Here is a 23,514-nt window from a genome sequence, read left to right on the forward strand (position 1 = left end):
AGCTTCGGGGAAATTATCATGACAATCAATGTCAAGGCCTATGCGAACGCCGACGATATCCTGATCGCCTGGCAGCCGGGCACCTGGTCCAACGACTGGGTCGGTTTCCAGCTCGAGCGGCGCAACAACATCACGCAGCAGACGACCGTGCTGTCCAACCGCATTCCGCCGAAGCCCGGCGAGAAGCCGGTGGCGGACGCCGGCATCTCCTCGACTCAATCGCCGTTCCGGCGCTGCATCTGGACCGATCACAGCGTCGTCGACACCGACAACGTCTCCTACCGCGTCACCGCGATGAACAATGGTGCGAACGGCACCTTCACGCCCGATCCCGCCTCGGTGTCGGCATGGACGGCGCCGACGGTCGCTTCCGGCGATGCGGGCGGCGGCCTGTCGGCCTATTTCAACCGGGGCACGTTGATGTCCCAGATCGTCAGCCGCTTCGTGAAGGGCAATACGACCGACGACGCGCTGCGCAATTTCGTCAAGGGCCTGTCCGATCCGGCCAACCAGGCGCGGCGCTATTTGTCCGGCGACGCCCTGCACGAGATCCTGGGCTTTCTGCATGATGCCGACCTGCGCGGCAGCCAGGTGCATGCCGCCATCTACGAGATGAATGACGAGGAACTGGTCGGCGCGCTGAAGCCGTTCGGCAGCCGCGGCAACGTCCTGCTCGGCAATGGCAGTGCGACCAAACCGAACATCGCGGGCGAGCTCAGTAGCGCCGGCCTGACGGTCAAGCATCGCGACCTGTCGAATGCGGGCAGGTCGTCGCCCAGCGTTCACAACAAGTTCGTGGTCGAAAGCGACGCGCATGGCAACGCCATCCGTGTGCTGACCGGAAGCACGAACTGGACCACCACCGGGCTGTGCACGCAGCTCAACAATGTGCTGATCATCGAGAATGCGGTGATCGCCAAGCGCTACCTCGATCAGTGGGGCAAGCTGGTCGCCGCGGGCAACGCCATGCCGGCGGCGCTGAAGGCGTCGAATTCCTCTCCGACCAACGACAGCAACATCTCGGTCTACTTCGCCGCGACCAACGGCGAGGCGGAGTTCAAGCCGGTGCTGGACCTGATCAAGAACGCCAAGGACGGCGCGCTCTTCCTGATGTTCATGCCGGGCCAGTCGCCGCTGCTGAGCGCACTGCTCGACCGCGCGCAGCAGAACGACATGTACGTCCGCGGCGTGGTGTCGACGATGATGCCCAGCAAGAACGGCAACATCGTCTCGGTCGGCGGCCAGGTCGTGAAATCGGGCGCGCCGGCGCAATCCTTCCATGACGACGTGCAGTTGCCGCATGGCGTCAACGCCACGAACGAACCGTCGTGGGCCGATGTCGAGTTCAGCGTGTCGCAGATCCGCAATGCGGGGATGATCGCGATCGTGCATTCCAAGACCATCGTGATCGATCCGTTCTCCGACGATTGCGCGGTCATCACCGGATCGCACAATTTCTCGGTCGCCGCCTCGGAGAAGAATGACGAGAATCTCGTGATCATCCGCGGCAACAAGAAGCTTGCCCAGGCCTATGCGCTGCACATCAACGGCGTCTACGACCACTATTCCTGGCGCGGCTATCTCGGCAGCGGCGGCAATGCGGATCAGATCTATTCGCTCGATGGCTGGAAGCCGGGCGGCGGCAAGGAGCAGGAGCTCGACTTCTGGATGGAGGAGCCGGTGCCGCCGCGCCCGGCACGCGTCGGGGGTGCTGGCAGTGGCGGCGCGGCGCAACAGCCCAACACCGCTGGTCGGGCCGCGAAGAAGAGGGCCGTCAAGAAGACCCCCAAGAAGGCAGCCAAGAAGCCGACCAAGAGGGCTGCCGCCAAGGCGTCAACCAAGAAGTCAGTCAAGAAATCGCCGAAGAAGGCCAAGGCCAAGAAGCCGGTGAAGGCGAAGGCCAAGACAACAAAGAAGGCCAAGGCCAAAAAAGCGAAGGCCAAGAAATAGAAGAAATCGAAGGCCAGCAAATTGAAGCGGTAGCGCAGGGTAGGGTGCGCAGACTCGCAGGCGCCCAAGCGCTGGAGATGTGGTGCGGGCGGTGGGACTCGAACCCACATGACGTTGCCGTCGAGGGATTTTAAGTCCCTTGCGTCTACCAGTTCCGCCACGTCCGCATTGCCAGATCGTGATGCGTTTCCACGGAAACGCGTCACGATCTCATCTCTTTGTTTGAGCATGATCTTGTCGGAAAACCGGTTTCCACTTTTCCGGATCATGCTCCAGGGCGTGCCGATATCTAGCGCGTTTGGTGGCGGAGTGGAATTGCCATTATCCGCTGCTAACAGATGCGCTTTCAAGGGCTTAAGCTGCGGCCCGCAATTCCATTTGCGTTGGCGGCCGGGCATTGGGATAAGCAGCGCGCCGCCGCGATTGAGCCTCAATCCGGACACCGGCGGCTGCTTTAGGCAATCTCAACACTGTCCGAATAAGAAAGCCGAATGCCCGTTCGTTTCCCATGCCGCCCGAATCTGTTGCGCGCGGCAGCCATCGTTGTGCTGCTCGCCTCGGCCGCGGGCGTTTCCGGCTGTGCGCAGATCGGCGACAGCGTGCCGTCGGCATTCGCCGATCCCGCCAAATACGACCTTTATGATTGCAAGCAGCTCGACACCGAGCGCAAGAACCTCGCGTCCCGCGCGACGGATCAGGAAAAGCTGATGGCCAAGGCGGAAACCGGCGTCGGCGGTACCGTGGTCTCCGAGGTGGTGTATCGCAACGAGCTAATTTCGATCCACTCACAGCAGAGGCTGGCGGATCAGGCATGGCGGGCCAACAAGTGCCATGAAAGCCCGCCGGACACCCCTGCGGCGGCCGCACCCGCAACGCCCGCGCCGGCGGCGAGGGGGCCGCGCGCCCCGCGGGGCGTGGTTCACTGAACAAGCGCTTTCGGCCGAGGTGATCGGGCGCGAGCCGCAGATGCTTCAGGCGCGCCAGTCGTAGATCCAATCCTGCCGCGCCAGCATGCGCTGCGGGCCGATGGCGCGAATCGCGAGATCGCGTGCGATCGCCAGCGGTCCGCTCAGATGATAGATGCGGCCCTGCTGCCGCGCCAAACGCTGCACCTTCAGCACACGCTCGCGGCGCATTCGCGCATAGAGTTTCAATGCGGCGGGAATCCCGGCGGTGTTTTCGCCGGTGCAGTCGGCCAGGGCCTTGGCGAGCACGGCGGCATCCTCGATCGCCATGCCGGCGCCTTGCGCGGCAAACGGCAACATGGCGTGCGCAGCGTCGCCCATCAGCGTCACCGCGCCTTCGCTCCAGTGGCCGACGTCGGGCAGCGTGAACAGCGCCCATTTGCGCCAGCCGTCGACCGCGCCGATCAGCATCCGCGCGGTGCCGGGCCAGCGAGCCGAGGCGAACGCGCCCTTGATCTCGTTGCTGTCGCCCGGCGCGCTCCAGCCCGGCCTGTTCCAGGTGCCCGACACGATCGCGACCACGTTGATCTGGCGTCCGGCCGAGATCGGGTAGGCCACGAGATGCGCGTCCGGTCCCATCCAGAGCTGCACGCGCGGCGCGGTGTATTCACGCGGCAGGGCAGTTGCGTCCAGCGTGCCGCGCCAGGCGATCAGGCCGGAGAATTGCGGCTGTACATCCGGAAACAAATGTCCGCGGACGGACGACCAGATGCCGTCGGCGCCGATCAGCGCAACCGCCAATTCCTGCTGCCGTGCATTGCCGCGGCGCTGCACGACGGTCAGGCCCTTGGCGTGCTTTGTCACGTCCTCGAACTGACAGCCGAGCCGCAGGTCGATATCGGGGTGATCGTTGACGGCGGCCTGCAGCGCGGCCTGCAGATCGGCGCGATGGATCACCCAGTAGGGAGCGCCGGCGCGGAATTCGGCGGCCTGGCCGAGCGGCATCCGGGCGATTTCGCCGCCGGCCCGCGCGCTCAGGATGTTGACGGATTCAGGCGTGACCGCGCGCCGCGCAAGCGGCTCTTTGAGCCCGAGCTCGACCAGGATGCGGCTGGCGTTGGGAGAGAGCTGGATGCCGGCGCCGGCTTCCTCGAGCCGTTCGGCCTTTTCCAGCACCACGACGCGAAAGCCTTGTGCCGCAAGGGTCAGCGACGCCGTCAGTCCCCCGATCCCGGCGCCGGCAACGATGACGGTTCGCGTCAGCGCCACGGGGCGGTCAGGCGACCTTGTCTTTCAGCACGCATTCCGGCGGCCGCGCTTCGCCGGCGGCGAGGTCGGGCGCGAAGCGATAGAGCGTCGAGCAATACGGGCAGATGATCTCGTTGTCGTTGCCGAGGTCGAGGAACACGTGCGGATGGTCGAACGGCGGGTTGGCGCCCACGCACATGAACTCCTGCGATCCGATCTCGATCACCGAGACACCGGCATCGTTATGGAAGTGCGGGACGACGTGGTCGGACATATTCTCACCTTGGTGGCAACGATGGGCAGACGCAATCAACAGCATGCGGCATCGCGAAATGCCGCGCACCATACTGGCGGGAACAGTTGATTCCTAGAGCCCCGATGGCTCATTTGCTCATGCAAATTCGACACAATCTTGTCGTCCCAGAGAAGCCCTTCTTTGGTCGGAGCCGTTGTGTCGCAAAAACGGCACACTATTTCCAAGGCGAATAAAACTAGAGGTTTTAGCGGAATGAACGGGGTGCGCCTCGGCGTTGCGGTGGCTGGCCTGGCGGTAAGTGCTGCCGTCGGCGCTGCTATTTGGCCGCATGCCCGTGACGCGGGCGCGCTGCTGTCGGCGCGGGACGATCCCGCTGATCTCGCCGACCTCAGGGTCAATTCCGTGCTGCGCAACAACCCGGGGTTGATATCGGACCATATCGAGGCGGCACTCGCTACCGGAGACGCCGATCTTGCGGCCAGCTTCGTCGCGCTCGCGGGCGAGAAGAACATCGCGCTCAGCGCGGAGCTCACAAAGCGAGTCGACGATGCGCGCGCCGAGCAGTCGTCGACTACGCATTTCGCCAAGGGCTTCGCCACCGGCCTCGTGACCGGCAATGCCGACGATGTGGCGAGCCTGTCCGGCACGGTCGCGGGCGACCTGTTCGTGTTCGGCGATGTCAGGGACGTCGTGCGTGAGGGCAAGCACCTGGTGATGGGCGAGGACACCGACCAGCTGGTGCTCGGCCTTGCGGCCGCCGGGCTTGCCGTGACCGCGGCGACCTACGTGTCGGTCGGTGGCGCCGGGCCGCTGCGCGCCGGGCTGACGCTGGTCAAGGACACGCGCAAGGCGGGACGGCTGAGCGAGGGCATGATCGAATGGGCCGGACGCTCGACCCGCGAAGTGGTCGATCAGGCGGCGCTGCGCGAGGCGGTCGCCTCCGGCTCGGTGCTTCGGCCGGCGGAAACCGCAACGGCCATTCGCGCGGCATTCCGCGCCGAGAAGGCCGGCGGGCTGGTGCGCGTCGCCAAGGACGTCGGGCGCATCGGCGAGGCGGCCGGCGTTCGCGCCGCGCGGGACACGCTGAAGGTCGCGGAGAACCCGCAGGAGATCGCGCGTGCGGCCCGCATCGCCGAGGTGAAGGGCGGCCAGACCCGCGCCATCATGAAGCTGCTCGGGCGCGGCGCGCTGCTGCTGGTGGCCGGCACGTTCAACCTCACCATGTGGCTGTTCGGCGCGCTGCTTGCGCTGTTCGGTTTCCTGTCGTCGATCAAGGCCACCACCGAGCGAACCACGGCGTGGTGGCTCCGACGAAGCAAGGCCCTGCGCCTGAAGCGGCAGATGGCCGCCCAGGCCGCGCTGGCGAGTATGCCAGTCCAGGGCTAAGCTTGCGGTCGCCGGTCGATCGCAAATCCCAAATCGCAAATCGCAAGAAGAAACGGAATCGATGATGCCGAGCTTCCATCACGGCGATGTTGAAATTGCCTATCTCGACGAGGGCGCGGGCGAACCGATCGTGCTGGTGCACGGCTTTGCCTCGAGCAAGAACGTCAACTGGATCTATCCGACCTGGGTGTCGGAGCTCGTCAAGGCCGGCCGTCGCGTCATCGCGCTCGACGATCGCGGCCACGGTGAATCCGCCAAGCTCTACGATGCCGCGCAGTACGAGATCGCGATCATGGCAAGCGACGTGATCGCGCTGATGGATCATCTCGGCATCGCGCGCGCCGACATCATGGGCTATTCGCTGGGCTCGCGGATGACCGCGATCCTGGCGCACCAGCATTCCGATCGGGTGCGCTCGGCGATCCTGGGCGGCATCGGCATCGGGCTGATCGAGGGCGGCGGGCCCGGCGAGACCGTCGCGCTGGCGCTGGAGGCGCCGTCGCTCGACGATGTCACCGATCCGGTCGGCCGCACCTTCCGTGCCTTCGCCGACCAGACCCGCTCCGACCGCCGCGCGCTCGCCGCCTGCCTGCGCGGCTCGCGCCGATTGATGACGCACGAGGAAGCCGCCGGCATCGGCGTGCCGGTCCTGATCGCAGTCGGCAGCAAGGACGAGATCGCGGGCTCGGCGTCAGCGCTCGGCCGGATCATTCCGGGCGCGCAGGTGCTCGACATTCCGAACCGCGACCACATGCGGGCGGTCGGGGACAAGGTCTACAAGACCGGCGTCATCGACTTCCTGGCGCAGCGCAAATAGCTCGTCGGTATTGTTCTCGGCATCGTCTTCGGTATCGTCTTTTGCGAAGGCGCGCGCCGCTGCGATCAGCACCACGAAGGTCGCGACCCACACCATGCGCGCAGCGCGCCAGGTAGCCGCCGGTATCCCATTGGAGCAGCGGATAGCCGTTCCAGAAGGCAGGCGCGAGCAGGAGGAGGGGAATGGCGATGGTGGCGATCCAGACCGACCGGGCATCGGTCAGGCGGGCGCGTAACGTCTGGCTGTTGATGATGCTTCCCCCGTCAGAGGGGCCGACCATGCCCAAAACCACACTTGGGCCGAAATCCGCCAATAGTTGCAGAAGCACGGCTTGATTTCGGCGAAATCCCGACCAATTCCTCTAGACGTCGGCCCCAGGGTCGTTCGGCTGGGGTTTACCGTACCGAGCCTTCCCGGGACGCGCTGGGTCTACCGTGCTATAACGCACTCCAGAACAACCGAATTGCGAGACCAGCTATGGCAGTTCATCAGGTCAATCCGCAGGGGAGCAAGCTCGCGGCGCTCGATCCGATCTGGGATCGGATCCGCGGCGAGGCGGAAGACATCCTGCGGCGCGAGCCCGAGCTCGCAAGCTTCATCTATGCGACCGTGCTGCATCATGAGCGCCTGGAAGACTCGGTGGTCCATCGCATTGCCGAGCGGCTCGACCACGCCGCGCTGTCGGGCGACCTGATCCGCCAGACCTATGGCGAGGCGCTGCGCGACGAGCCCGATATCGGCAATGCGTTTCGCGCTGATCTCGTCGCCGTCTATGACCGCGATCCCGCGACCTCGCGCTTCATCGATCCCTTGCTCTACTTCAAGGGCTTTCATGCGCTGCAGACCCATCGTCTCGCGCACTGGCTGTACCAGAAGGGCCGCAAGGATTTTGCCTTCTATCTGCAGAGCCGCTCCTCGGCGGTGTTCCAGACCGACATCAATCCGGCGGCCAGGATCGGCCGCGGCATCTTCCTCGATCATGCCACCGGTTTCGTCTGCGGCGAGACCGCCGTCATCGACGACGACGTCTCGATCCTGCATGGCGTCACGCTCGGCGGCACCGGCAAGGAGAACGAGGACCGCCATCCGAAGATCCGCCACGGCGTGTTGATCGGCGCCGGCGCCAAGATCCTCGGCAATATCGAGATCGGCCATTGCGCGCGCATCGCGGCGGGCTCCGTCGTGGTCAAGCCCGTGCCGCACAACGTCACCGTCGCGGGCGTGCCGGCGAAAATCGTCGGCGAAGCCGGCTGTGCCGAACCTTCGCGCACCATGGACCAGATGCTCAACGCGATCGGTCTTTGATTTCATTCGCTTTCTGATCGGCAGCGCGTTTTTGCGTGTGCGCAACATCACGTCGCCAAAGCCTGAAAAGGCGCTGGCGATCTTTGCCATCTCGTCCTAAAACCTCCCCGAAAATCATCGACCCGATTGGAGACGGCCGTGGACGTTCAGGAAGTCAGGAAGCTCGACGCGTATCTGAAGCGCGTGTTCAGCAATCCCAAGATCCGCGTGGTGCCGCGGCCCAAGAAGGACGACTCCGCTGAGGTCTATATCGGCGAGGAGTTCATCGGCGTGCTGTTCGTCGACGACGAGGACGATGATCGCTCGTTCCAGTTCCAGATGGCCATCCTGGAAGAAGATCTGGCCGAGTAAGGCTGAACAGCCTCTGCTTGTTGAATCGTCACTGCGATGCTCGCAGTGACGAACAAGTTATCCCTTCGCGCTGTGCATCTGCGCGGAGAGGCGGTTCATCGCGGTGGCGATGTCGCGCCACTGCGCAAGCCAGCTGCGCGGAAAGCGGAAGGTCAGGTCGGCGCCCTCGATGCGCTGCTCGCTCAGGCACATGCCGGGTGTCGAGGTATCGCGCGTGCAGCGCGCCACGAGCTGCGGCTCGGCCGCGGTGTACAGGTCCTCGCCGCCATAGGGCGTGCCGTCGCGGAACGCGCGCGCCGTCAGGCCGTCATCGGTATTTGCACGATCGTCGAGATAGCGCGGGTAGATCGTGCGCAGGCGCATGTCGGGCGCCAGTGAATCGTGGTGGGCCGCGATCGACACGAAGATCCGGTCGATCGGCTGCACCTTGTCCTCGACCGTTTCGGCGCTGTAGTGCTTGGGCGCTGAGGGCGCCTCCAGCGAGGGATAGAGGAAGCTCAGATCGACGCGCTCCTGCGGCCCGGAGTGGCGCTGGATCTTCATGCGCACCGCCATCGTCGGCACGTTGAACAGCGTGCCGCCGACGCTGACCGGCAGCCGCGACGGATCGCTCACCGGGATGGTCGTATAGGTCGGCCACAACAGATAGGCGACGAGCGCAATCGCGCCGGCCGCGATGACCGCCGAGGCGATGATCGGGACGAGATGCGCGCGTGGATTGCGGCGGGTGTCGCGGGCGAGATGCTGGGCGGTCGACAGAAGCGTCATGAACGAGGCAAAGGCCGGGTCGGGGGTGGTCGAATCACCTGCCGAATATGCCATGAGGCGAGGAATTTCCGTACGATTCCAACGGAATCCCTGAGCGAACGGCCATGCGCAAACGCCAAGCCGGGCGGACCGGATTAACCTTTCCTTAAGGATGATGTGGCGGCCGGCAGCCAATTCTGCGAAGCAGGGGTGAGTAGCCTGTTGCGTAGCGGAAGTTCCCGATGTCGCCCGATACCCTTAATTCCCTGTTCTCGCTCTTCATCGGCTTTGCGTTCGCGGGCGCACTGGCCAGCGGCTATCAGGCGATGGCAGAGCGCCCGGCCGGTTTCGGCCTGCTGCAGGAGGGCGTGGCGCCGAAGACCTTCGCCGCTGTCCCGTTCCTGGTGTTCGCCGCACCCTTCATCATCATGCGCAACACGCTGCGCGGCGCGCGCATCGAGCGCCGCCGCTTCGAGTTCGTGATGATGGCAACCGTCATCTCCGGCTTCTGGAGCCTGATGTCGGGCACTTTCTTCATGATGACGCTACGCGCTACGGGCGTGCTCGGCTGAGCCGATCGTGATCCGCGCCGGATCGTCACGGCGCTTGCTTGAAACCATGTCCGCCGCTGTGCCAAGGTCTCTTCCGATCCAAGGAGACCTCAATGGCGATCTACGAACTCGACGGGCAGGGGCCCGATCTTCCCGCCGACGGCAGCTACTTCATCGCCGATAATGCCGTCGTGATCGGCAAGGTGCGCCTCAAGCCGGGAGCGAGCGTCTGGTTCGGCGCCGTGCTGCGCGGCGACAATGAGTGGATCGAGATCGGCGAGGGCTCCAACGTCCAGGACAATTCGACCCTGCATGTCGATCCCGGCTTCCCCCTGACCATCGGCAACAACGTCACGATCGGCCACAACGCGATCGTGCACGGCTGCACGCTGGAAGACGGCGTGCTGATCGGGATGGGATCGATCGTGATGAATGGCGCGCGCATCAGGCGCGGCAGTGTGGTCGGCGCCGGCTCCGTGATCACCGAGGGCAAGGAGTTTCCGGAAAATTCCCTGATCATCGGAGCGCCCGCGCGCGTGGTGCGCACGCTCGACGCCGCGCAGGCGGAAGCGTTGTCGCGGCCGGCGAAGTCCTATGCGATCAGGGGACCGCAGTACAAGGCGGGACTGAAGAAGATCGGCTGAACCCTCAGCGCTTCCGGCCCTGCTTGCGCGCAGCCTTCGGTGCTGCGGGGCCGGGCTTTGCTGCCTCCTGAAGTCTTGCGCTCTTGCGCAGCGCGTCCTTCAGGTCGATCGGAATACCGTGCTTCCTGAGCAGGTCGGCGAACGCCTCGTCCGCGAGCTCCTGCAGGGTCGCCATCCGGTCGCGCCCAAGCTGCTTCAGCTTGCCGAACGTGTCGTCGTCAAATTCGATCAGCTTGCGCAAATTGCATTGCTCCCAAACCTTATTGCTCCAACGCCTGTGGGAACCGGCGTTTTGCGGACCCGTTGATGTCCGCAAGGGAGAGTTGCCATGCGCAAATTATCCGTCACCGTCGCGTCAGCGACAATCGCGATTCTGCTCGCGCCCGGAGCGATCGTCGCCCAAGGCACGGGGAGCAGCAGCCGCGGTTGTTAACTTTTGAAGGCCGTGCCTTGATGAACGCGGGTCGCGCAGAAGTGAGCGCGACACAGGCGCGCGTTGGAAGCTGCGGTCCTAGATTGGGTTAGCATGCGCGGGACGCGGCGGAGGAGGCTTGAAAGGAAAAGCCTGGAAAGAGGAGTGACGGGTGATGTTGCGTAAAACGATGATCGCCTTGCTGGCGACGGTATCGGTCGGCCTGTTCACGGTCGACACCGCGTCGGCGCGCGGCGGATTTGGCGGCGGCGGCTTCCACGGTGGTGGTGGCTTCCACGGCGGTGGCGGCTTCCACGGCGGCGCCTTCCACGCCATGGGCGGCGGTGGCGGTTGGCACGGCGGCGGCTGGCACGGTGGTGGCTGGCACGGTGGTGGCTGGCACGGTGGTGGCTGGCATGGCGGTGGCTGGCACGGCGGCTACTATCGGCGCGGCTGGGGCTATCCGTTCGCTGCAGCAGCGATCGGCTTCGGGCTCGGCTACGGCGCCTACGATTACTATGACGGCTATTACGGCAATCCGTACTATGCCGGCTACGGCTACGACGATGGTTATGGCTACGGTGACGGCGGCTGTTACGTCGTGCGCCGTCGCATGCTGACACCGTATGGCTGGCAGATCCGGCCCGTGCAGGTTTGCAACTGAGCCATCCGCCGACGCATGGACGATCCATTGGATCGCCATGCTGATGAGTCTTGGAATACAGGTCTTGGAATACAGGCGCGGCCTCGGTGTCTTGATGCCGGGGCCGTCGCGCATTGGTATGCAGCTTGCTTTGCGTGACAGCGGTTAGCGCGTGAGCGCATCACGAAAACATATGGTCCGGCTGCGGTTGGAGCCGGTCTCAGAGGACATCCGAGATGCTGACCATTCCCGATCTGACATTGCTGTTCATGGTGATTGTTTCGAGCCTTGCGGTTGCGCTGGTCTACATGCTCCACGAACTCGAGCCGAAGCTGGCGCGGCTGCGGCTGAGGGGCAATCGCGTGTCGCACGATCCCACGAAGCAGCCGTAGCGATGTCGCGCCTGCAGGGCCGTCGGCCGCTTGCTTGCGGTCGCTGGCGCGGCGCGCTCGGTGTCGGGTGCGGGGTGCAGTCCGGAGACCGGGATTCAGCGGGCCAAAAAACAAGGCCGTCGACGCAGTATACCGTCAACGACCTTGCCAGCCCCGGATATTGAAATCGGCTCACGCCATCCGGTCATTTAAGGATGACTCGGATTCGAAGTCGGATATGTGAAGCAGTTCACAAAGTCAGGATTAATTCACTGTAACAGGCACTCCTGCGAGGCCGCTGCCGGACGGTCCGAGTTCGCAAGGTTCCACGTTAGTGACTGATCTTGCATGGGATTTGGTGCATTTTGTGGCTGATCCCGCCGCTCGGCGCTGGCCGCCCCGGGGGCCGTCAGCCGCGCGACCTGTGGCGCTTCCGGTTGGCGCTACGGGCTGCCTTCGAGCGCTTGCGCGGCTCGGGTTCGGCTGCTGGCTCATTGGCCTGCGCGCTCGCCAGCGACTGGCGCAGGCCCTCGACCTGCTCGGTCAGCGCGGTGACCTGGTCGGACAGCTTCTTGGTGTCGGCCTGCTGCGCGGTGAACTGCTTGCGCATGGTTTGCAGCTGGTCCTGCACCTCCTGCAACTGGTCGATGGATTCCTGCTGGGTCAGCTCCATCCCCTTGGTCTTCTCCACCAGGGCCTCGGAGACCTGCGCAGTTCGCGCCTGCAGCAGGCGGGCGGCGGCCATCCGGTCGGTCTCGGGCACGGTGCCGCCGAAGCTGCGCCACAGCGCGATCGAGCCGATCCCGAACAGCACGAGCACCAGCGCCACAGCGCCGATCGCGATCGGCTGCACGCCGATCAGGCTGCTGGCTTGTGCATTCCGGGGGGCAAGTTCGACCATGCGACCAGAACCGGACATCAATTGAAAGGTTGGAAATAGCACAACCTCGGCTCGGGCAAAACCCGTGGCCTCAAGCCGATGGCTCGGGGTCCATAAAATTCGCCGCAAATTCCGAGGCTTCTGCCCCAAGACGGGACTGACGTCTCAGTCCGCCGGGGCGATCAGGCCGACTGATGCGGAAGTCAGAGTCTTCGCGTCTCTCGAAAAAGGTTGCGGCCAAGCTTTGGGGGAAAAAGGGCTGCGCGTTGATCGCACTCGCGAATTTCACGCGCGACGTCGCTTCCCCCGGGTTTTCCCCATCATCGGCAGATCCTCGACCTGCTTCCATTCATCACGCAGCACCACGTGCGAATAGCGGCTCGCGCTGTGCTCGTCGCGCCAGTTCTTCGTCGCAACCAGGCCCTGCACATCGGCGCCGCCGTAGTAGCGGAGCCACGTCGCCCATGTGTGGCGGAAGACGTGGAAGGTCACGAATGCTAGCCTGAACTTCGGCTTCTTCCATCCGGTCGGCCGGCGCTTCGGACATTCGGGTCCGCAGGCTGCCATTGTCGCGTGGTGCAAGGCCAGCGATCAGGTCGAGCGCGCCGGCTGGAAGGCAATCGCGACCGTTATTGTCACCGGCCTGTGCGGCCATCTGGCTCGGTATCCAGACCAAATTCGGCAAGTACCGTTCGCGCGCCGGCGAGTGATGCCGTCGGCTGATGAGATGTCCCGGCCGGCTGTTCCTCGGCGGAGTGGCTGGGAGGTGGCCCGCGCGGTGGGGATTTCCCGCCGCGCGGGCTTTTCCGCGCTATGGGCTGATTTGCTCTGCCGCGGCCGTCTCTATTGCTCTTGCCACGAAGATCGCTGAGCGTTCATCCAGGTGAGCGCCATCCGTCCATCTGAGCTCCGACCGGTCGACCTGAAGCGCAAGCCACGAAGCGCTGTCGGGAAAGGTCTTCCGCGCCATCGCGGCGCTGCTGATGACAGCGGCGCTCCGCTCGACCTCGGCGGGATAAGGCATTTCGAAGAACAGCACCTTGGTGCCTCGCGATCGCAGGCTCCGGACAAGTTGCTCGATCCTCGAGAGAGTTCGCTCGATCGTTTCTGGTGGCGGAGCTGGCTGCGCCTGAAGCTGGAATGGCGGACCGACGATCTCAGCAGCCGGCTGCGCCACACGCCAGTCGGCGCCGCGCCTGACCTGGTCTTTCGACTTCGTGGGGTGTAACAGGACCTCATAACCAGCCGCAGCCGATCTGATCGGCTGGAACGCCGCCGGCGTCGCGGTCGTCAATCTTGCTTTGAGCCGTTCGATCAGGCGGGCGTCAACCGGCCGGGTCAGGATGTTGGCTTCGACAAGCACCAGCTGCGGGAGCGGCTCGTTGGCTGCAATGATCTGAAGGCCGGTTTCCGGCGACCCGCCGGCCAGAGCTAAATTCTCGATGTTGGGCGAGGTGAAGTAATCCTCGGACAGCCTGACCGACAGCGAACTGCCGACGATCACCATGCGGTGCGACGGCTGGTCGACGTATCTGACGGCAACATGATAGTTGCGATCATCCGTCGTGACCGGCAACAGCGGGTCGTCCGATCCGCCCAGGGCCTTCAAGGCCAGAATGCCGATGATGGCGGTAACGAAAAACTTCAGCAGCCACGACATCGATCCGGCCTCAGAACTGGAAATAGATGAACGCGGAATCCGGTCCGGCTTCGGCGAAGGTCAGGGCGACAAGCGCGCCGTAGAAAACCGGCTCGAGCCGTCGCGCCCACGAGCCCTTTGGCCGGCCGGGGACGATGAAGTGTTGCAGGATCACCGGCAGCGCATAGGCCAGCGCCAAGCTCCGATAGATCTTCGGTGGGTTCGGTACCTCGTCGCTGCTGAATAGTCCCACAAAATAGGCTGCGGCGTGCGCGAAGTCCGGCAGCTTGAACAGGATCCACAACAGCGACACGGCGAAGAACACGACGAAAGCCCTGGCGGCGTTCAGCAGGGGGGACTTGGCGCCATCCAGCCGGTCTACGAACCGCCGCTCGATTGCGAGCAGGAGGCCGTGCATGAAGCCCCACACCAGATAGCTGACGGCCGCACCGTGCCAGAGGCCTCCGAGAGCCATCGTCGCCATCAGGTTGAAGTAGGTGCGGGCCTTGCCGTGCTTGTTGCCGCCGAGCGGGATGTAGAGGTAGTTCCGTAGCCAGCTCGACAGCGAGATATGCCAGCGGCGCCAGAAGTCGGCGATCGAGGTCGCGATGTATGGCCGGTTGAAATTCTCCGGCAGGCGGTACCCGAATAGCAATGCAAGGCCCAGCGCAATCGCCGAATAGCCGGAAAAGTCGGCGTAGATCTGGAAGCTGTAGAGGAACAACAGCAGCCATTTATCAGTGGCCTTCACCGTCTCAAAGAGCGGATAGGCCATGTAGGACGTCATCTCATTCAGATTATTGGCGACGTACAGCTTGAAAAAGTAGCCCAGCACCAGCCACTGTACCGCCTCAACGAACGGCACTTCGGCAATCGACTTGGGCTTGATCTGCGGGAAGAAGTTCTTGGCCTGCGTGATCGGCCCGGAGACCAGCTGCGGAAAGAAGATCACATAGAGGAACACTTCCCACAGGCTCCTTTCGCGTTTTTGCTTCGGCAGGTCGACCAGCAGGCTGATATTGTGGAAAACGAAAAACGAGATCCCGATCGGGAGCGGCAGGTTGAGCAGGAAATCCCCGATGGCCTGGCCGGTCTGGACCGGCGGCGCAAAGAACAGGAATTTGTATTTGAAAAACGCCAGCAGGCCGAGATTGAAGATAATGCCGAGCGCGGTATAGGCGGGCCGCCGGAACGACAGAGCCAAGAAAGCCCAAGTGCCGACCACGGCGACTAACAGCAGCGGTAACAGTTCCGGCTGGCCGTATCCGTAAAAGAAGACGCTCGCAGCGATCAGAATATGGACCTGCGCGCGCCGCAGGGGCGGCAAGTAAAAGACTGCAAAAACGGCGCTGACGAAAATTCCAAACTGCCAGGATGTGAAGGTCATCGCGCTCCGGTTGCGGCCGTCCGAACCGCGAGTGGATCGATCTAGTTCTTAGAAGAGACGCTTTTAGGTCTGTATAGGGACCATGCCAACTGGAAGTTGAAGCCCTTCAACAGGCGCCGGGAACCACCAAAGGATGAGACTATGTCGCGCTTTGCGATCGGCATCGCTGCGCTCGTCGCCATTGTTCACCTGGCGCGCCGGCGTCCGCGCGGGATTCTGACGGCCGCTACGCCAACTCGCCGCTGAGGGGATGTTTCGAGGGCCTCGCCAGCACGGGCGGCGGGCGGTGCTGCAGCGACGCCGACGGCACCGCGCTGTCTGACGTCGACTGGGACACCCCCGACGGGCGCTACCGGGCGCGGCTCGAGGGGCAATGGATCGATGTGCCGGGTGATACCGTCATTACCGAGCCGAGCCGCTACGGGCGGACGTGGTGTGGCCGTTCTATTTGAACGGCCGGCCGGTGTTGCCCGGATTTTTCCCGGTCCTGTCGGAAGTTTACGGCCTGTTCCTGGGTTTTGCGTCTCCAATCGTTTCGGAGTGGATCGCTAAACACCTATGATCCATAAGGATTTTCGGTGTTTTCGCATGCAGCAAAAGGTTGCGGCCAGGCTTTGGGGGAAGCCTGGCCGCGCGCGAACCGGTCTGGGACGGGGAGGGGTGGGGATGTGACCGGGTCGCGAACTCGATTCCTTGTTGCCGCTCAGCGCGAGCTGGCCGTTGAAACTGCGGGGCGGTTGTCACCGAGCGAGACCCACACATTGGGATCGCTCTGCGATTGCCGCTTGACGAAGCGGTAGCCGGTCTCCGTCCAGGCGACGATGCTCTCGTTCTGATTGTCGAGAACGAACTCGCCCTTGTCGGTCTTCACCGTCAGCACCGCGTGGCCTTCGCCCTTCTTGTCGCGGACCACCGTGATCAGCAGCGCCTCGCGGGGCCAGCCGGCATCCATCAGCATCTTGCGCTTCAGGAGCACGTAGTCCTCGCAGTCGCCGTAGCCGTCGGTCGGCAACGACCATTTCTCGATCACGCCCCAATGATCCATGTCGGTCATCGGCTTGATGGATTCGTTGACCCACTTGTTGACCCGCACGAGGTCACGCCAGGCGGTCTGCGACATCACGATGTCGCGTGGTTGCGTCGCGCCGCCGCGGCATTCGGCCGGATTGTCGGCGCAGAATTCGACCCAGCCGATCGGCGAACGCGCGACGTCACCCAGGCTGGCATAGACCACGTCGCCGGCCTTGGCCGACACGCACGTCGCAAACAGGATGGCGGCAACCGCCAAACCTTTCCCCTGTCCCCTGAACCCAAACATTGTGGCCCCCGTTCTTCTTGTTGGGACCACGTTTCGCACAAAGTTTTTTCGCCGCCGCTAAGTGCGCAAAGTAGATTTGACGCGAATACTGGTAAAAGCTGCGGCGAATTCGATCTGTACTTGAATCGAATTCGCGTAAAATTTGAAACAACTGCAATTGATTCAAATTTTATGCATTAACGCGGCAAGTGTTGCGCCAGCGCGGTTTGTTGCGCCAAACCGCGCGGCCGTTAACCGCCGATTGCACCGTGCCAAACGCGGCGAAGGCGGCCACCGGTGCACCGGAGGCCGCCTTCGCAGGCTGAAAACGGGGGTCTGAAGCGGCTTTTCGCTTTACCTCGCGGTAACGCTCTCTTCGAGGGTTTCCGCGGACTGCTCGTGGACGAACTCGAGCGCGAAGCCTTCCTCGAGATTTCGCACCACGCGGGCCTGCACCCGGCCGAGCATCACCAGCGACTTCAGCGGCGGGCGGTTCTCGGCGGCAATGGCTGCACCGGACAAGGAAAGGTCGATGATACGGCAGGTCATCCGCGTACCGTCTTCCTGGGTGAGCAGGGCGATCGGGTTGCGCGGCACGATACGGTCGTGGCGGCGATCCTCGGGCAGGTTGAGGATGTCGCGGTTGGCAAGCCAGGTGAGCTGGGCGGCGAGCTTGTCGCGCTTGCGCGCGGTGGCGCCGATCGTCATGGCAAAGCCGTTGTCGATGATGCGGGTGATGCGGCCCTCGACGCGGCCGATATGGTCGAGATAGGCGATCACGCGATCGCCGACATTGCCGATACCGGGCGCCAGCAGCGCGAGGCCGCCCGGCGACATGTTGATAATCTGGCAGGGAAACTCGCGCCGGTCGGGCAGCATGTAGCGGCCGAGCAGGTGCACCTTGACGCGCTGGAAGCGGCGCCGCTCCTCGGCTACGGGGACGACGTTAGTTTTCTTCTGTGCAAACGACATCACGACAAACCCGGCCACCGTCCATTCGGAGCCCCGATGACCCTAAAGCTGATAGGGTTAACGGGGCGTTACGGTTGTGGGAGGGAACCCGGACGCGGCGCTAGAGCGATCAGCGAAGTTCACATGCGCCGTACCCGAACAAGGCGAGGCCGAAGCTTGCGGTCTACTCGCACATCCTATTTGGTCTCGGCGTCGATCGCCGGCTCGACCGTCACCGCCTTGAGCACTTTTTGCTTCGCCGCGCGGATCTCGAGCTGCAAGGGCGGCTGATAGGACCCGCTCGGCGGCTCGAACATGAAGCCATGGTGCCCGTCGCCCTTGTTGAGCTTGAGCAGGTCCTTGCGGAACTGATCGGCGACGATCTCGGCGACGAGCTCGCCGTTGAAATAGATATCGATCGTCACCCGCTTGTCGGGGTGCTGGTCGTACAAGGCCCAGCCGGCGATCCTGTTCTCGTTGAACACGTCGACATGGCCGGTGATCTCGCCTGAGAGCTTCTCGATGCCGGCTTTGATCACTTCGAGATCACTCCGGTAGATCGATCGCGTCACGTCGAAGTTGAAATTCGCAGTGTCGACGCATTGGTCGAGCAGGCTCTGCCGGTGCTCCTTCATGCGTTGCAGCGTGTCGAGCTCGCCCAGCTTGACGTACATGCCGACGATGCCTTCGATACCAGGATTCATGCTGTCGTTCCCCGCTGAAGCGCCTCGTCCGCCAAAGCCTGTCAGGAAAGTCTTCATGACAGGCCTTCATGACATCCCGATCGTCCTGACCTAAGGCCGGTGCGGCCGAACCCGGCCCAACGACACGGACAGGGAGGGCGAACCGATGGAGCAGATCCGCGTCTGCACGCATGACAGACCTGGAGCCAAGCCCGTAATCCGGACCGTGCCATGGCCGGAAGTCGGCAAAAAGGCGGCCTTGATCAAGGTCGGCGCCTGCGGCGTTTGCGGAACCGACCTGCACATCCTGAAAGGGCATTGGCCGAAGCCGCTGCCCTGGCCGTTCACGCTCGGCCATGAGCTCGGCGGCGTGATCGTCGAATGCTGCCCGGAGTTCACCGAGGACTTCATGAGCAAGCCGCTCAAGGTGGGATCGAAGGTGATGATCCCGCCCTTGATGCCGTGCAGCCGCTGCTATTACTGCATCCACTATCCGCAGAGCGCCAACAAATGCCTGACGCCGGTCTATTGCGGCCGCGATCCCGGCTTCGACAAGGCGCCGCACATGTGGGGCGGCTGGGCTGAATATGTCTATGTCTATGTCGATCTCGATGGCGGTGGCGGACGCGATGGCGATGAAGACGGTGAAGTCGACCATCGTGCCATGGCCCGAATTGGTCGGGTGAGGTCGCTATTCCTGTTGCAGTGCCCCCAAGGGAATAGCGGCCGGGTGCTGCCGATCATGCTGTGATATCGCTCGCAGGGGCGGCGCCCCGGCGCTAACATCTAATCATGCAATCGAACCGTGTGCCGCCGCGTGCAACATTTGCGTGGGGAAACCTGTCCGAGGACTTCGCGCTGTTCAGGACACTCAGCGCCGAGCAGCGGCTGATCGCCTTTGGCGCGATGACCCGGCGCGACCTGGTTCGCGGCGAGCTGCTGGTCGAGCAGGGCGGTGCTTCGGATGCATTATTCCTGGTGCTGCACGGCGCGCTCGCGGTGCACCGGACCGATCATCCCGAGCCGATTGCGGAGCTGCGCGCCGGCGAACTGGTCGGCGAGATCGGCTTCTTCGCCAACATCCCGCGCACCGCCAATGTGATCGCGATCCGCGACAGCAGCGTGCTGGTGCTGACGCGGGCGGCCTATGCGCGGCTGGTCGAGGAGACGCCCGGGATCGTCGAGGCGCTGCTGGCCGCGCTTGCACAGCGCTTTGCGATCCAGACCGCGCGGCTGTTGCCGGTCCGGGCCTCACCGAAGGCACGCACCGTCGCGCTGATTTCGGGCGGACGCGAACCGGTCCCTGCCGCCTTCGAGCAAAGGTTGCGCGAGGGCCTTGCCGCCGCCGGCGCCGAGATCGTCGACCTCGCGCGCGTCCAGGCGATGTTTCCCGGCCGTGCGCTGGATGCCTCCGAAGTCGCCGACTGGCTCAACCGGATCGAGTATGACGTGCCGCTGGTGGCCTATTTCGGTGGCGCCGAAGCGTCGGAATGGGCGCGAAAGACCATCCGCCAGGCCGATCTCGTCGTGTTCGCCTGCCGCGGCCAGGCGCCGGCGCCTGATCTCACCCAGCTCGAAAGCTTTGCTTGCGGGGTGCATCCGGCGCCGGCGCGGCGCCTCGTGCGCGTTCATGATATCAGGCAAAACGAGGTCAGCGGCACCGCGGCCTGGCTCGCGCGGCTGCCGTGCTTCATGCACCACCATGTCGCGCTCGAGGACCAGATCGATATCGACAGCCTGGTTCGCTTCCTGTGCGGCCGCGCCGTCGGGTTCGTCGCCGGCGGCGGCGGCAGCCTCGGCACCGCGCATGTCGGCGTCTACAAGGCGTTTCGCGAGCGCGGCGCGATGTTCGACATCTTCGTCGGCACCAGCGTCGGTTCGGCGATGGCGGCAGGCTTTGCCAAGAACTACGACGCCGAGCATCTCGAGCGCGGCACGCATGAGATCTTCGTCTCCAGCCGCAGCTTCCGCCGCCCGACCTGGCCGCGCTACGCGCTGCTCGACCATAAGGCCTTCGATGCGGCGCTGGCCGATCAGTACGGCCACAATTGCCGGATCGAGGATTGCTGGCGGCCGTTCGCGGCAGTCGCCACCAATCTGTCGACGCACAGCCTCGAACTGATCCGGACCGGCCTGCTGTGGCAGGCGGTGCGCGCATCCAGCGCCATTCCCGGCCTGCTGCCACCGTTCTACACCCACGACGGCTCGATGCTGGTCGACGGATGCCTCGTCGACAACGTTCCGCTGGCGCAGATGCACCAGATGAAGAGCGGCCCCAATCTGGTGGTCCATTTCGGCGAGCCGGCGACCGAGATGTTCGATGTCGACTACGCGGCGCTGCCGGGCAGGTTCGAGTTGCTCGCGTCGCTGCTGATGCCGTTCCGGCGCAAGGCGCTTCCGGCTGCGCCGAGCGCCGTCAACGTGCTGTGGCGAAGCCTCGTCGCGCATCAGCGCTACGATACGCTGCCGACCACGCCGCTCGACATGGTGATGCGCCCGCCGACGCCCGATGGCATCGATGTCACCGATTTCGACCGCCATCAGGAGATATTCCAGTCGTCATACCGTTGGGCACGCGAGACCATTGCCGTCTCCGAGGCTGCGCACAACCCGGCCATTGCGGCGATCTTCGCATCCGCCAAGGATGTTGATAAGGATGCGGACCGTAGCGCGGATCATGCAACAGTGACCGCGCCGGTTTCCCAACAGGCCCGTGTCGGTTGAGCCGCTTGCAGGCACCGCCGAAGTCGACCATCGTCCCGGACTGAAATCAGGAGATGACGATGGCTTTCGATTTGATTCTGCGCGGCGGGCGGGTGGTCGACCCGTCGCAAAAGCTCGATGCGGTGACGGACGTCGCCTTTGCCGGCGGCAAGGTCGCGGCGATCGGGCAGGGACTGGCCGCCGACGGTGCGACCGACGTGCGCGACGTCTCCGGGCAGATCGTCTCGCCGGGGATCATCGACCTGCACACTCACGTGTACTGGGGCGGCACCTCGCTCGGCATCGACGCGGAGGAATTCTGCCGGACCTCGGGCGTCACAACCTCGGTCGATACCGGCAGCGCCGGCCCGGGCAACTTTGCGGGTTTCCGCAAGCATGTGATCGAGCCGAGCCAGGTTCGCATCCTGGCCTATCTGCATGTCTCGCATGCCGGCATCTTCGGCTTCTCCGACCGGGTGATGGTCGGCGAAAGCGAGGAGTTGCGCCTGATGAATCCGGTCGATGCCGCGCGCGTCGCGGACGAGAATCGCGACCTCATCGTCGGCATCAAGGTCCGGGTCGGTCTGTTCGCCTCGGGCACCTCGGGGCTGGTGCCGCTCGAGATCGCGCTCGAAGTGGCGGAGCAGGTCGGCATGCCCCTGATGGCGCATATCGACCATCCGCCGCCGAGCTATGAGGAGGTGCTGGCGCGGCTGCGCCCGGGCGATGTGCTGACCCATGCCTTCCGCCCGTTCCCCAATACGCCGGCAACCGCGCAGGGCACCGTGAAGAAGGTGGTGCTGGAAGCGCGCGAGCGCGGCGTGCTGTTCGACATCGGCCATGGCAAGGGCTCGTTCGCCTTCAAGACCGCGCGCGCGATGCTCGCCAACGGCTTTTATCCGGACACCATCTCGTCCGACATCCATCAGCTCTGCATCGACGGCCCGGCCTTCGACCAGGTGACGACGATGTCGAAATTCCTCTGCATGGGGATGTCGCTGCCGGACGTGATCGCGGCCTCCACCGTCAATGCCGCGATGGCGTTGCGGCGGCCGGAGCTCGGCAGCCTCAAGCCGGGCAGCGTCGGCGACGCCACGCTGCTCTCGATCCGGCAAGGGCAATTCGACTATGTCGACGTCGTCGGCGAGCACCTGACCGGTGATCGCAGGATCGCATCCGAAGGCGTCGTGATCGGCGGACGCTGGTGGCATCCGAGGTAGGGGGCACGCTCAAGGAATCCGCATCGGCTTCTCCCCGAAAGGCCGGCACCGAAGGCGGATTGAAGTGGTGTCGGCTAAGGGCCGCGATAGCCGGCATTTGTTACCCTGGCCCGCGTGCTTTCGGTTTCGGCCGACCAAAGCCATAAAAATTTTTGGTCCCCCTCTTGAAACCAAAAACGACTTTGCTAGTTTTTTTGTCGCCACCGAACGGTGGTGTCCGGAAGCCTCGTGGGTCCGGACCGTTGAGACGGGCACCGGTCGTGTCCGGTGCCGCTCGTAACCATCTTGCTCTTTGGAGGATTTGGCTATGCGCACTTATGACTTCTCGCCCCTTTGGCGTTCGACCGTTGGCTTCGACCGCCTTTTTGACCTCGCGGAAATGGCCCAGCGGGCCGGCGAGGACAATTATCCGCCCTACAATATCGAGAGGCTCTCCGAGGACCGCTACCAGATTTCGCTGGCGGTTGCAGGTTTTGCGCCCCACGAGATCTCGATCACGGCCGAGCAGAACGTGGTCACCATTGAGGGCAGCAAGTCGGACAAGGCCGAGCGCGATTTTCTCTATCGCGGCATCTCGACCCGCAACTTCAAGCGCCAGTTCAATCTGGCCGACTATGTTCAGGTCAAGAGCGCCGCGTTCGACAATGGCTTGCTCAAGATCGAGCTGGTCCGGGAAATCCCTGAGGCCATGAAGCCGCGCCGTATCGCAATCGGCGTGCCGAGTGACAACGTCCAGAAGCTGGAAGCCAAGGCGGCCTGAGCCGTCTCCGACCGGCGCCGCGCGAGACTTCGCGCGGCTGCCACTCGTCGTCAATGCAAAGGAGGATATCATGCGGCCGACGACCGCTGACGACAACGTGTTTGACTTCAACGCGCTCCTGCATCCCGGCACCGCTTTCGACCATCCCCGGGATGTCGTGTGCCACACCGGCCTGACGACGGCCGAGAAGCGGGCGATTCTGGCATCCTGGGCGTCTGACGCATCCGCGATCGCATCATGCCCGTCGCTTCGCTCGCCCGCCGGATTGAAGAAGCCCGTATCGATCGATGAAATTCTCGAGGCCCTGTGCGAACTCGACGGGGGACCCCGAAATCCTCCGGGTGGAAAGCCTTGCCGGTTGCGCTCGACCGAACGTGCCCTGGCTGCCTGAGATGAAAGGGGGCGAGT

General features: G+C 64.0%; 25 protein-coding genes, 1 tRNA gene and 2 pseudogenes. 16 read left to right on the forward strand and 12 right to left on the reverse strand.

Annotated features, from left to right (window positions below; genetic code table 11):
• Positions 1–18 precede the first annotated feature (18 nt).
• Complete coding sequence (locus ACTUWL_RS29605) at positions 19–1,950, forward strand: phospholipase D-like domain-containing protein (protein WP_021077737.1); 1,932 nt, start codon at positions 19–21, stop codon at positions 1,948–1,950.
• 80 nt (positions 1,951–2,030) lie between these two features.
• Here the strand turns inward: ACTUWL_RS29605 and ACTUWL_RS29610 are convergent.
• Positions 2,031–2,117 (reverse strand) — tRNA-Leu (locus ACTUWL_RS29610).
• A gap of 324 nt (positions 2,118–2,441) precedes the next feature.
• On the opposite strand from ACTUWL_RS29610, the gene ACTUWL_RS29615 reads away from it, so the two are divergent.
• A complete protein-coding gene (locus ACTUWL_RS29615; RefSeq protein ID WP_021077736.1) occupies positions 2,442–2,876 on the forward strand; it encodes a hypothetical protein in 435 nt (144 codons plus the stop codon).
• A 45-nt stretch (positions 2,877–2,921) separates the two neighbouring features.
• Here the strand turns inward: ACTUWL_RS29615 and ACTUWL_RS29620 are convergent, their stop codons facing one another.
• Positions 2,922–4,124, reverse strand: coding sequence for an FAD-dependent monooxygenase (locus ACTUWL_RS29620; protein WP_021077735.1), 1,203 nt, complete (start codon positions 4,122–4,124; stop codon positions 2,922–2,924).
• 7 nt (positions 4,125–4,131) lie between these two features.
• Positions 4,132–4,377 (reverse strand): zinc-finger domain-containing protein, encoded by a 246-nt coding sequence (locus tag ACTUWL_RS29625; protein WP_021077734.1) that lies wholly within the window; start codon positions 4,375–4,377, stop codon positions 4,132–4,134.
• Between the two features lie 234 nt (positions 4,378–4,611).
• On the opposite strand from ACTUWL_RS29625, the gene ACTUWL_RS29630 reads away from it, so the two are divergent.
• The 4 genes from ACTUWL_RS29630 to ACTUWL_RS29645 all read left to right on the forward strand — a co-directional run bounded on the left by ACTUWL_RS29630 (position 4,612) and on the right by ACTUWL_RS29645 (position 8,218).
• Positions 4,612–5,745, forward strand: a complete 1,134-nt coding sequence (locus tag ACTUWL_RS29630; RefSeq protein ID WP_021077733.1) for a hypothetical protein — start codon at positions 4,612–4,614, stop codon at positions 5,743–5,745.
• A 64-nt stretch (positions 5,746–5,809) separates the two neighbouring features.
• On the forward strand, positions 5,810–6,562 hold the full coding sequence (locus tag ACTUWL_RS29635; protein WP_021077732.1) for an alpha/beta fold hydrolase: 753 nt from the start codon (positions 5,810–5,812) through the stop codon (positions 6,560–6,562).
• 477 nt (positions 6,563–7,039) lie between these two features.
• A complete protein-coding gene (gene cysE, locus ACTUWL_RS29640; protein ID WP_021077730.1) occupies positions 7,040–7,867 on the forward strand; it encodes a serine O-acetyltransferase in 828 nt (275 codons plus the stop codon).
• A 138-nt stretch (positions 7,868–8,005) separates the two neighbouring features.
• A complete protein-coding gene (locus ACTUWL_RS29645; protein ID WP_021077729.1) occupies positions 8,006–8,218 on the forward strand; it encodes a DUF3126 family protein in 213 nt (70 codons plus the stop codon).
• 57 nt (positions 8,219–8,275) lie between these two features.
• Here the strand turns inward: ACTUWL_RS29645 and ACTUWL_RS29650 are convergent, their stop codons facing one another.
• Complete coding sequence (locus tag ACTUWL_RS29650) at positions 8,276–8,986, reverse strand: hypothetical protein (RefSeq protein ID WP_035650669.1); 711 nt, start codon at positions 8,984–8,986, stop codon at positions 8,276–8,278.
• Positions 8,987–9,207: 221 nt separating this feature from the next.
• Here ACTUWL_RS29650 and ACTUWL_RS29655 point away from each other — a divergent pair, with 221 nt between their 5' ends.
• Together ACTUWL_RS29655 and ACTUWL_RS29660 are read left to right on the forward strand one after the other, a co-directional pair.
• Positions 9,208–9,537 carry a DUF6949 family protein gene (locus ACTUWL_RS29655; protein ID WP_021077727.1) on the forward strand — a complete coding sequence of 110 codons (330 nt, stop codon included), beginning with the start codon at positions 9,208–9,210 and terminating at the stop codon, positions 9,535–9,537.
• Between the two features lie 92 nt (positions 9,538–9,629).
• A complete protein-coding gene (locus tag ACTUWL_RS29660) occupies positions 9,630–10,160 on the forward strand; it encodes a gamma carbonic anhydrase family protein (protein ID WP_021077726.1) in 531 nt (176 codons plus the stop codon).
• Between the two features lie 4 nt (positions 10,161–10,164).
• On the opposite strand, the gene ACTUWL_RS29665 is transcribed toward ACTUWL_RS29660, so the two are convergent.
• Entirely contained in the window at positions 10,165–10,401 is a 237-nt protein-coding gene (locus ACTUWL_RS29665) for a hypothetical protein (RefSeq protein WP_021077725.1), read from the reverse strand.
• Positions 10,402–10,747: 346 nt separating this feature from the next.
• On the opposite strand from ACTUWL_RS29665, the gene ACTUWL_RS29670 reads away from it, so the two are divergent.
• Both ACTUWL_RS29670 and ACTUWL_RS29675 read left to right on the forward strand, forming a co-directional pair.
• On the forward strand, positions 10,748–11,236 hold the full coding sequence (locus ACTUWL_RS29670; protein ID WP_021077724.1) for a hypothetical protein: 489 nt from the start codon (positions 10,748–10,750) through the stop codon (positions 11,234–11,236).
• 215 nt (positions 11,237–11,451) lie between these two features.
• Entirely contained in the window at positions 11,452–11,607 is a 156-nt protein-coding gene (locus tag ACTUWL_RS29675; protein WP_021077723.1) for a hypothetical protein, read from the forward strand.
• Positions 11,608–11,995: 388 nt separating this feature from the next.
• Here the strand turns inward: ACTUWL_RS29675 and ACTUWL_RS29680 are convergent, their stop codons facing one another.
• The 4 genes from ACTUWL_RS29680 to ACTUWL_RS29695 form a co-directional block, all read right to left on the reverse strand.
• A complete protein-coding gene (locus ACTUWL_RS29680) occupies positions 11,996–12,487 on the reverse strand; it encodes a methionyl-tRNA formyltransferase (protein ID WP_021077722.1) in 492 nt (163 codons plus the stop codon).
• A gap of 264 nt (positions 12,488–12,751) precedes the next feature.
• The gene (locus ACTUWL_RS29685) at positions 12,752–12,958 is read right to left on the reverse strand and encodes a hypothetical protein (RefSeq protein ID WP_158267742.1); all 207 of its coding nucleotides are present in this window, start codon (positions 12,956–12,958) and stop codon (positions 12,752–12,754) included.
• 319 nt (positions 12,959–13,277) lie between these two features.
• Complete coding sequence (locus ACTUWL_RS29690; RefSeq protein WP_021077720.1) at positions 13,278–14,126, reverse strand: hypothetical protein; 849 nt, start codon at positions 14,124–14,126, stop codon at positions 13,278–13,280.
• Positions 14,127–14,136: 10 nt separating this feature from the next.
• Positions 14,137–15,492 carry an MBOAT family O-acyltransferase gene (locus ACTUWL_RS29695; RefSeq protein ID WP_021077719.1) on the reverse strand — a complete coding sequence of 452 codons (1,356 nt, stop codon included), beginning with the start codon at positions 15,490–15,492 and terminating at the stop codon, positions 14,137–14,139.
• A 200-nt stretch (positions 15,493–15,692) separates the two neighbouring features.
• Between ACTUWL_RS29695 and ACTUWL_RS29700 the strand changes: the two are divergent.
• Positions 15,693–16,054 (forward strand): annotated as a pseudogene (locus ACTUWL_RS29700) (hypothetical protein); the annotation flags it as partial.
• A gap of 141 nt (positions 16,055–16,195) precedes the next feature.
• On the opposite strand, the gene ACTUWL_RS29705 reads toward ACTUWL_RS29700, so the two are convergent.
• The 3 genes from ACTUWL_RS29705 to ACTUWL_RS29715 form a co-directional block, all read right to left on the reverse strand.
• Positions 16,196–16,810: a transglutaminase-like cysteine peptidase gene (locus ACTUWL_RS29705; RefSeq protein ID WP_021077718.1), complete on the reverse strand. Its 615-nt coding sequence runs from the start codon at positions 16,808–16,810 to the stop codon at positions 16,196–16,198.
• Positions 16,811–17,143: 333 nt separating this feature from the next.
• Positions 17,144–17,761 carry a PilZ domain-containing protein gene (locus ACTUWL_RS29710; protein WP_021077717.1) on the reverse strand — a complete coding sequence of 206 codons (618 nt, stop codon included), beginning with the start codon at positions 17,759–17,761 and terminating at the stop codon, positions 17,144–17,146.
• A 176-nt stretch (positions 17,762–17,937) separates the two neighbouring features.
• A complete protein-coding gene (locus tag ACTUWL_RS29715; protein ID WP_021077716.1) occupies positions 17,938–18,444 on the reverse strand; it encodes a hypothetical protein in 507 nt (168 codons plus the stop codon).
• Positions 18,445–18,589: 145 nt separating this feature from the next.
• Between ACTUWL_RS29715 and ACTUWL_RS29720 the strand changes: the two are divergent.
• From ACTUWL_RS29720 to ACTUWL_RS29740, 5 genes and pseudogenes are all read left to right on the forward strand, one after another.
• Positions 18,590–19,033 (forward strand): annotated as a pseudogene (locus tag ACTUWL_RS29720) (alcohol dehydrogenase catalytic domain-containing protein); the annotation flags it as partial.
• A 182-nt stretch (positions 19,034–19,215) separates the two neighbouring features.
• A complete protein-coding gene (locus tag ACTUWL_RS29725) occupies positions 19,216–21,147 on the forward strand; it encodes a cyclic nucleotide-binding and patatin-like phospholipase domain-containing protein (RefSeq protein WP_021077714.1) in 1,932 nt (643 codons plus the stop codon).
• A 59-nt stretch (positions 21,148–21,206) separates the two neighbouring features.
• Positions 21,207–22,346, forward strand: a complete 1,140-nt coding sequence (locus ACTUWL_RS29730; protein WP_021077713.1) for an amidohydrolase/deacetylase family metallohydrolase — start codon at positions 21,207–21,209, stop codon at positions 22,344–22,346.
• Between the two features lie 307 nt (positions 22,347–22,653).
• Positions 22,654–23,106, forward strand: coding sequence for a small heat shock protein HspD (gene hspD / locus ACTUWL_RS29735; RefSeq protein ID WP_021077712.1), 453 nt, complete (start codon positions 22,654–22,656; stop codon positions 23,104–23,106).
• A gap of 70 nt (positions 23,107–23,176) precedes the next feature.
• The gene (locus ACTUWL_RS29740; protein WP_021077711.1) at positions 23,177–23,497 is read left to right on the forward strand and encodes a hypothetical protein; all 321 of its coding nucleotides are present in this window, start codon (positions 23,177–23,179) and stop codon (positions 23,495–23,497) included.
• The last annotated feature ends 17 nt before the right edge of the window (positions 23,498–23,514 follow it).

It is taken from the genome of Bradyrhizobium sp. WCU1, assembly GCF_053474805.1.

Excerpts from the sequence above, each read along its gene's own strand:
- ACTUWL_RS29715 (WP_021077716.1), bottom strand. The coding sequence starts at position 18,444 with ATGAATCCTGGTATCGAAGGCATCGTCGGCATGTACGTCAAGCTGGGC.
- hspD (WP_021077712.1), top strand. The coding sequence starts at position 22,654 with ATGCGCACTTATGACTTCTCGCCCCTTTGGCGTTCGACCGTTGGCTTC.
- ACTUWL_RS29615 (WP_021077736.1), top strand. The coding sequence starts at position 2,442 with ATGCCCGTTCGTTTCCCATGCCGCCCGAATCTGTTGCGCGCGGCAGCC.
- ACTUWL_RS29625 (WP_021077734.1), bottom strand. The coding sequence starts at position 4,377 with ATGTCCGACCACGTCGTCCCGCACTTCCATAACGATGCCGGTGTCTCG.
- cysE (WP_021077730.1), top strand. The coding sequence starts at position 7,040 with ATGGCAGTTCATCAGGTCAATCCGCAGGGGAGCAAGCTCGCGGCGCTC.
- ACTUWL_RS29660 (WP_021077726.1), top strand. The coding sequence starts at position 9,630 with ATGGCGATCTACGAACTCGACGGGCAGGGGCCCGATCTTCCCGCCGAC.
- ACTUWL_RS29655 (WP_021077727.1), top strand. The coding sequence starts at position 9,208 with ATGTCGCCCGATACCCTTAATTCCCTGTTCTCGCTCTTCATCGGCTTT.
- ACTUWL_RS29680 (WP_021077722.1), bottom strand. The coding sequence starts at position 12,487 with ATGGTCGAACTTGCCCCCCGGAATGCACAAGCCAGCAGCCTGATCGGC.
- ACTUWL_RS29725 (WP_021077714.1), top strand. The coding sequence starts at position 19,216 with ATGCAATCGAACCGTGTGCCGCCGCGTGCAACATTTGCGTGGGGAAAC.
- ACTUWL_RS29675 (WP_021077723.1), top strand. The coding sequence starts at position 11,452 with ATGCTGACCATTCCCGATCTGACATTGCTGTTCATGGTGATTGTTTCG.
- ACTUWL_RS29635 (WP_021077732.1), top strand. The coding sequence starts at position 5,810 with ATGCCGAGCTTCCATCACGGCGATGTTGAAATTGCCTATCTCGACGAG.
- ACTUWL_RS29630 (WP_021077733.1), top strand. The coding sequence starts at position 4,612 with ATGAACGGGGTGCGCCTCGGCGTTGCGGTGGCTGGCCTGGCGGTAAGT.
- ACTUWL_RS29650 (WP_035650669.1), bottom strand. The coding sequence starts at position 8,986 with ATGACGCTTCTGTCGACCGCCCAGCATCTCGCCCGCGACACCCGCCGC.
- ACTUWL_RS29730 (WP_021077713.1), top strand. The coding sequence starts at position 21,207 with ATGGCTTTCGATTTGATTCTGCGCGGCGGGCGGGTGGTCGACCCGTCG.
- ACTUWL_RS29705 (WP_021077718.1), bottom strand. The coding sequence starts at position 16,810 with ATGTTTGGGTTCAGGGGACAGGGGAAAGGTTTGGCGGTTGCCGCCATC.
- ACTUWL_RS29710 (WP_021077717.1), bottom strand. The coding sequence starts at position 17,761 with ATGTCGTTTGCACAGAAGAAAACTAACGTCGTCCCCGTAGCCGAGGAG.
- ACTUWL_RS29740 (WP_021077711.1), top strand. The coding sequence starts at position 23,177 with ATGCGGCCGACGACCGCTGACGACAACGTGTTTGACTTCAACGCGCTC.
- ACTUWL_RS29690 (WP_021077720.1), bottom strand. The coding sequence starts at position 14,126 with ATGTCGTGGCTGCTGAAGTTTTTCGTTACCGCCATCATCGGCATTCTG.
- ACTUWL_RS29605 (WP_021077737.1), top strand. The coding sequence starts at position 19 with ATGACAATCAATGTCAAGGCCTATGCGAACGCCGACGATATCCTGATC.
- ACTUWL_RS29695 (WP_021077719.1), bottom strand. The coding sequence starts at position 15,492 with ATGACCTTCACATCCTGGCAGTTTGGAATTTTCGTCAGCGCCGTTTTT.
- ACTUWL_RS29670 (WP_021077724.1), top strand. The coding sequence starts at position 10,748 with ATGTTGCGTAAAACGATGATCGCCTTGCTGGCGACGGTATCGGTCGGC.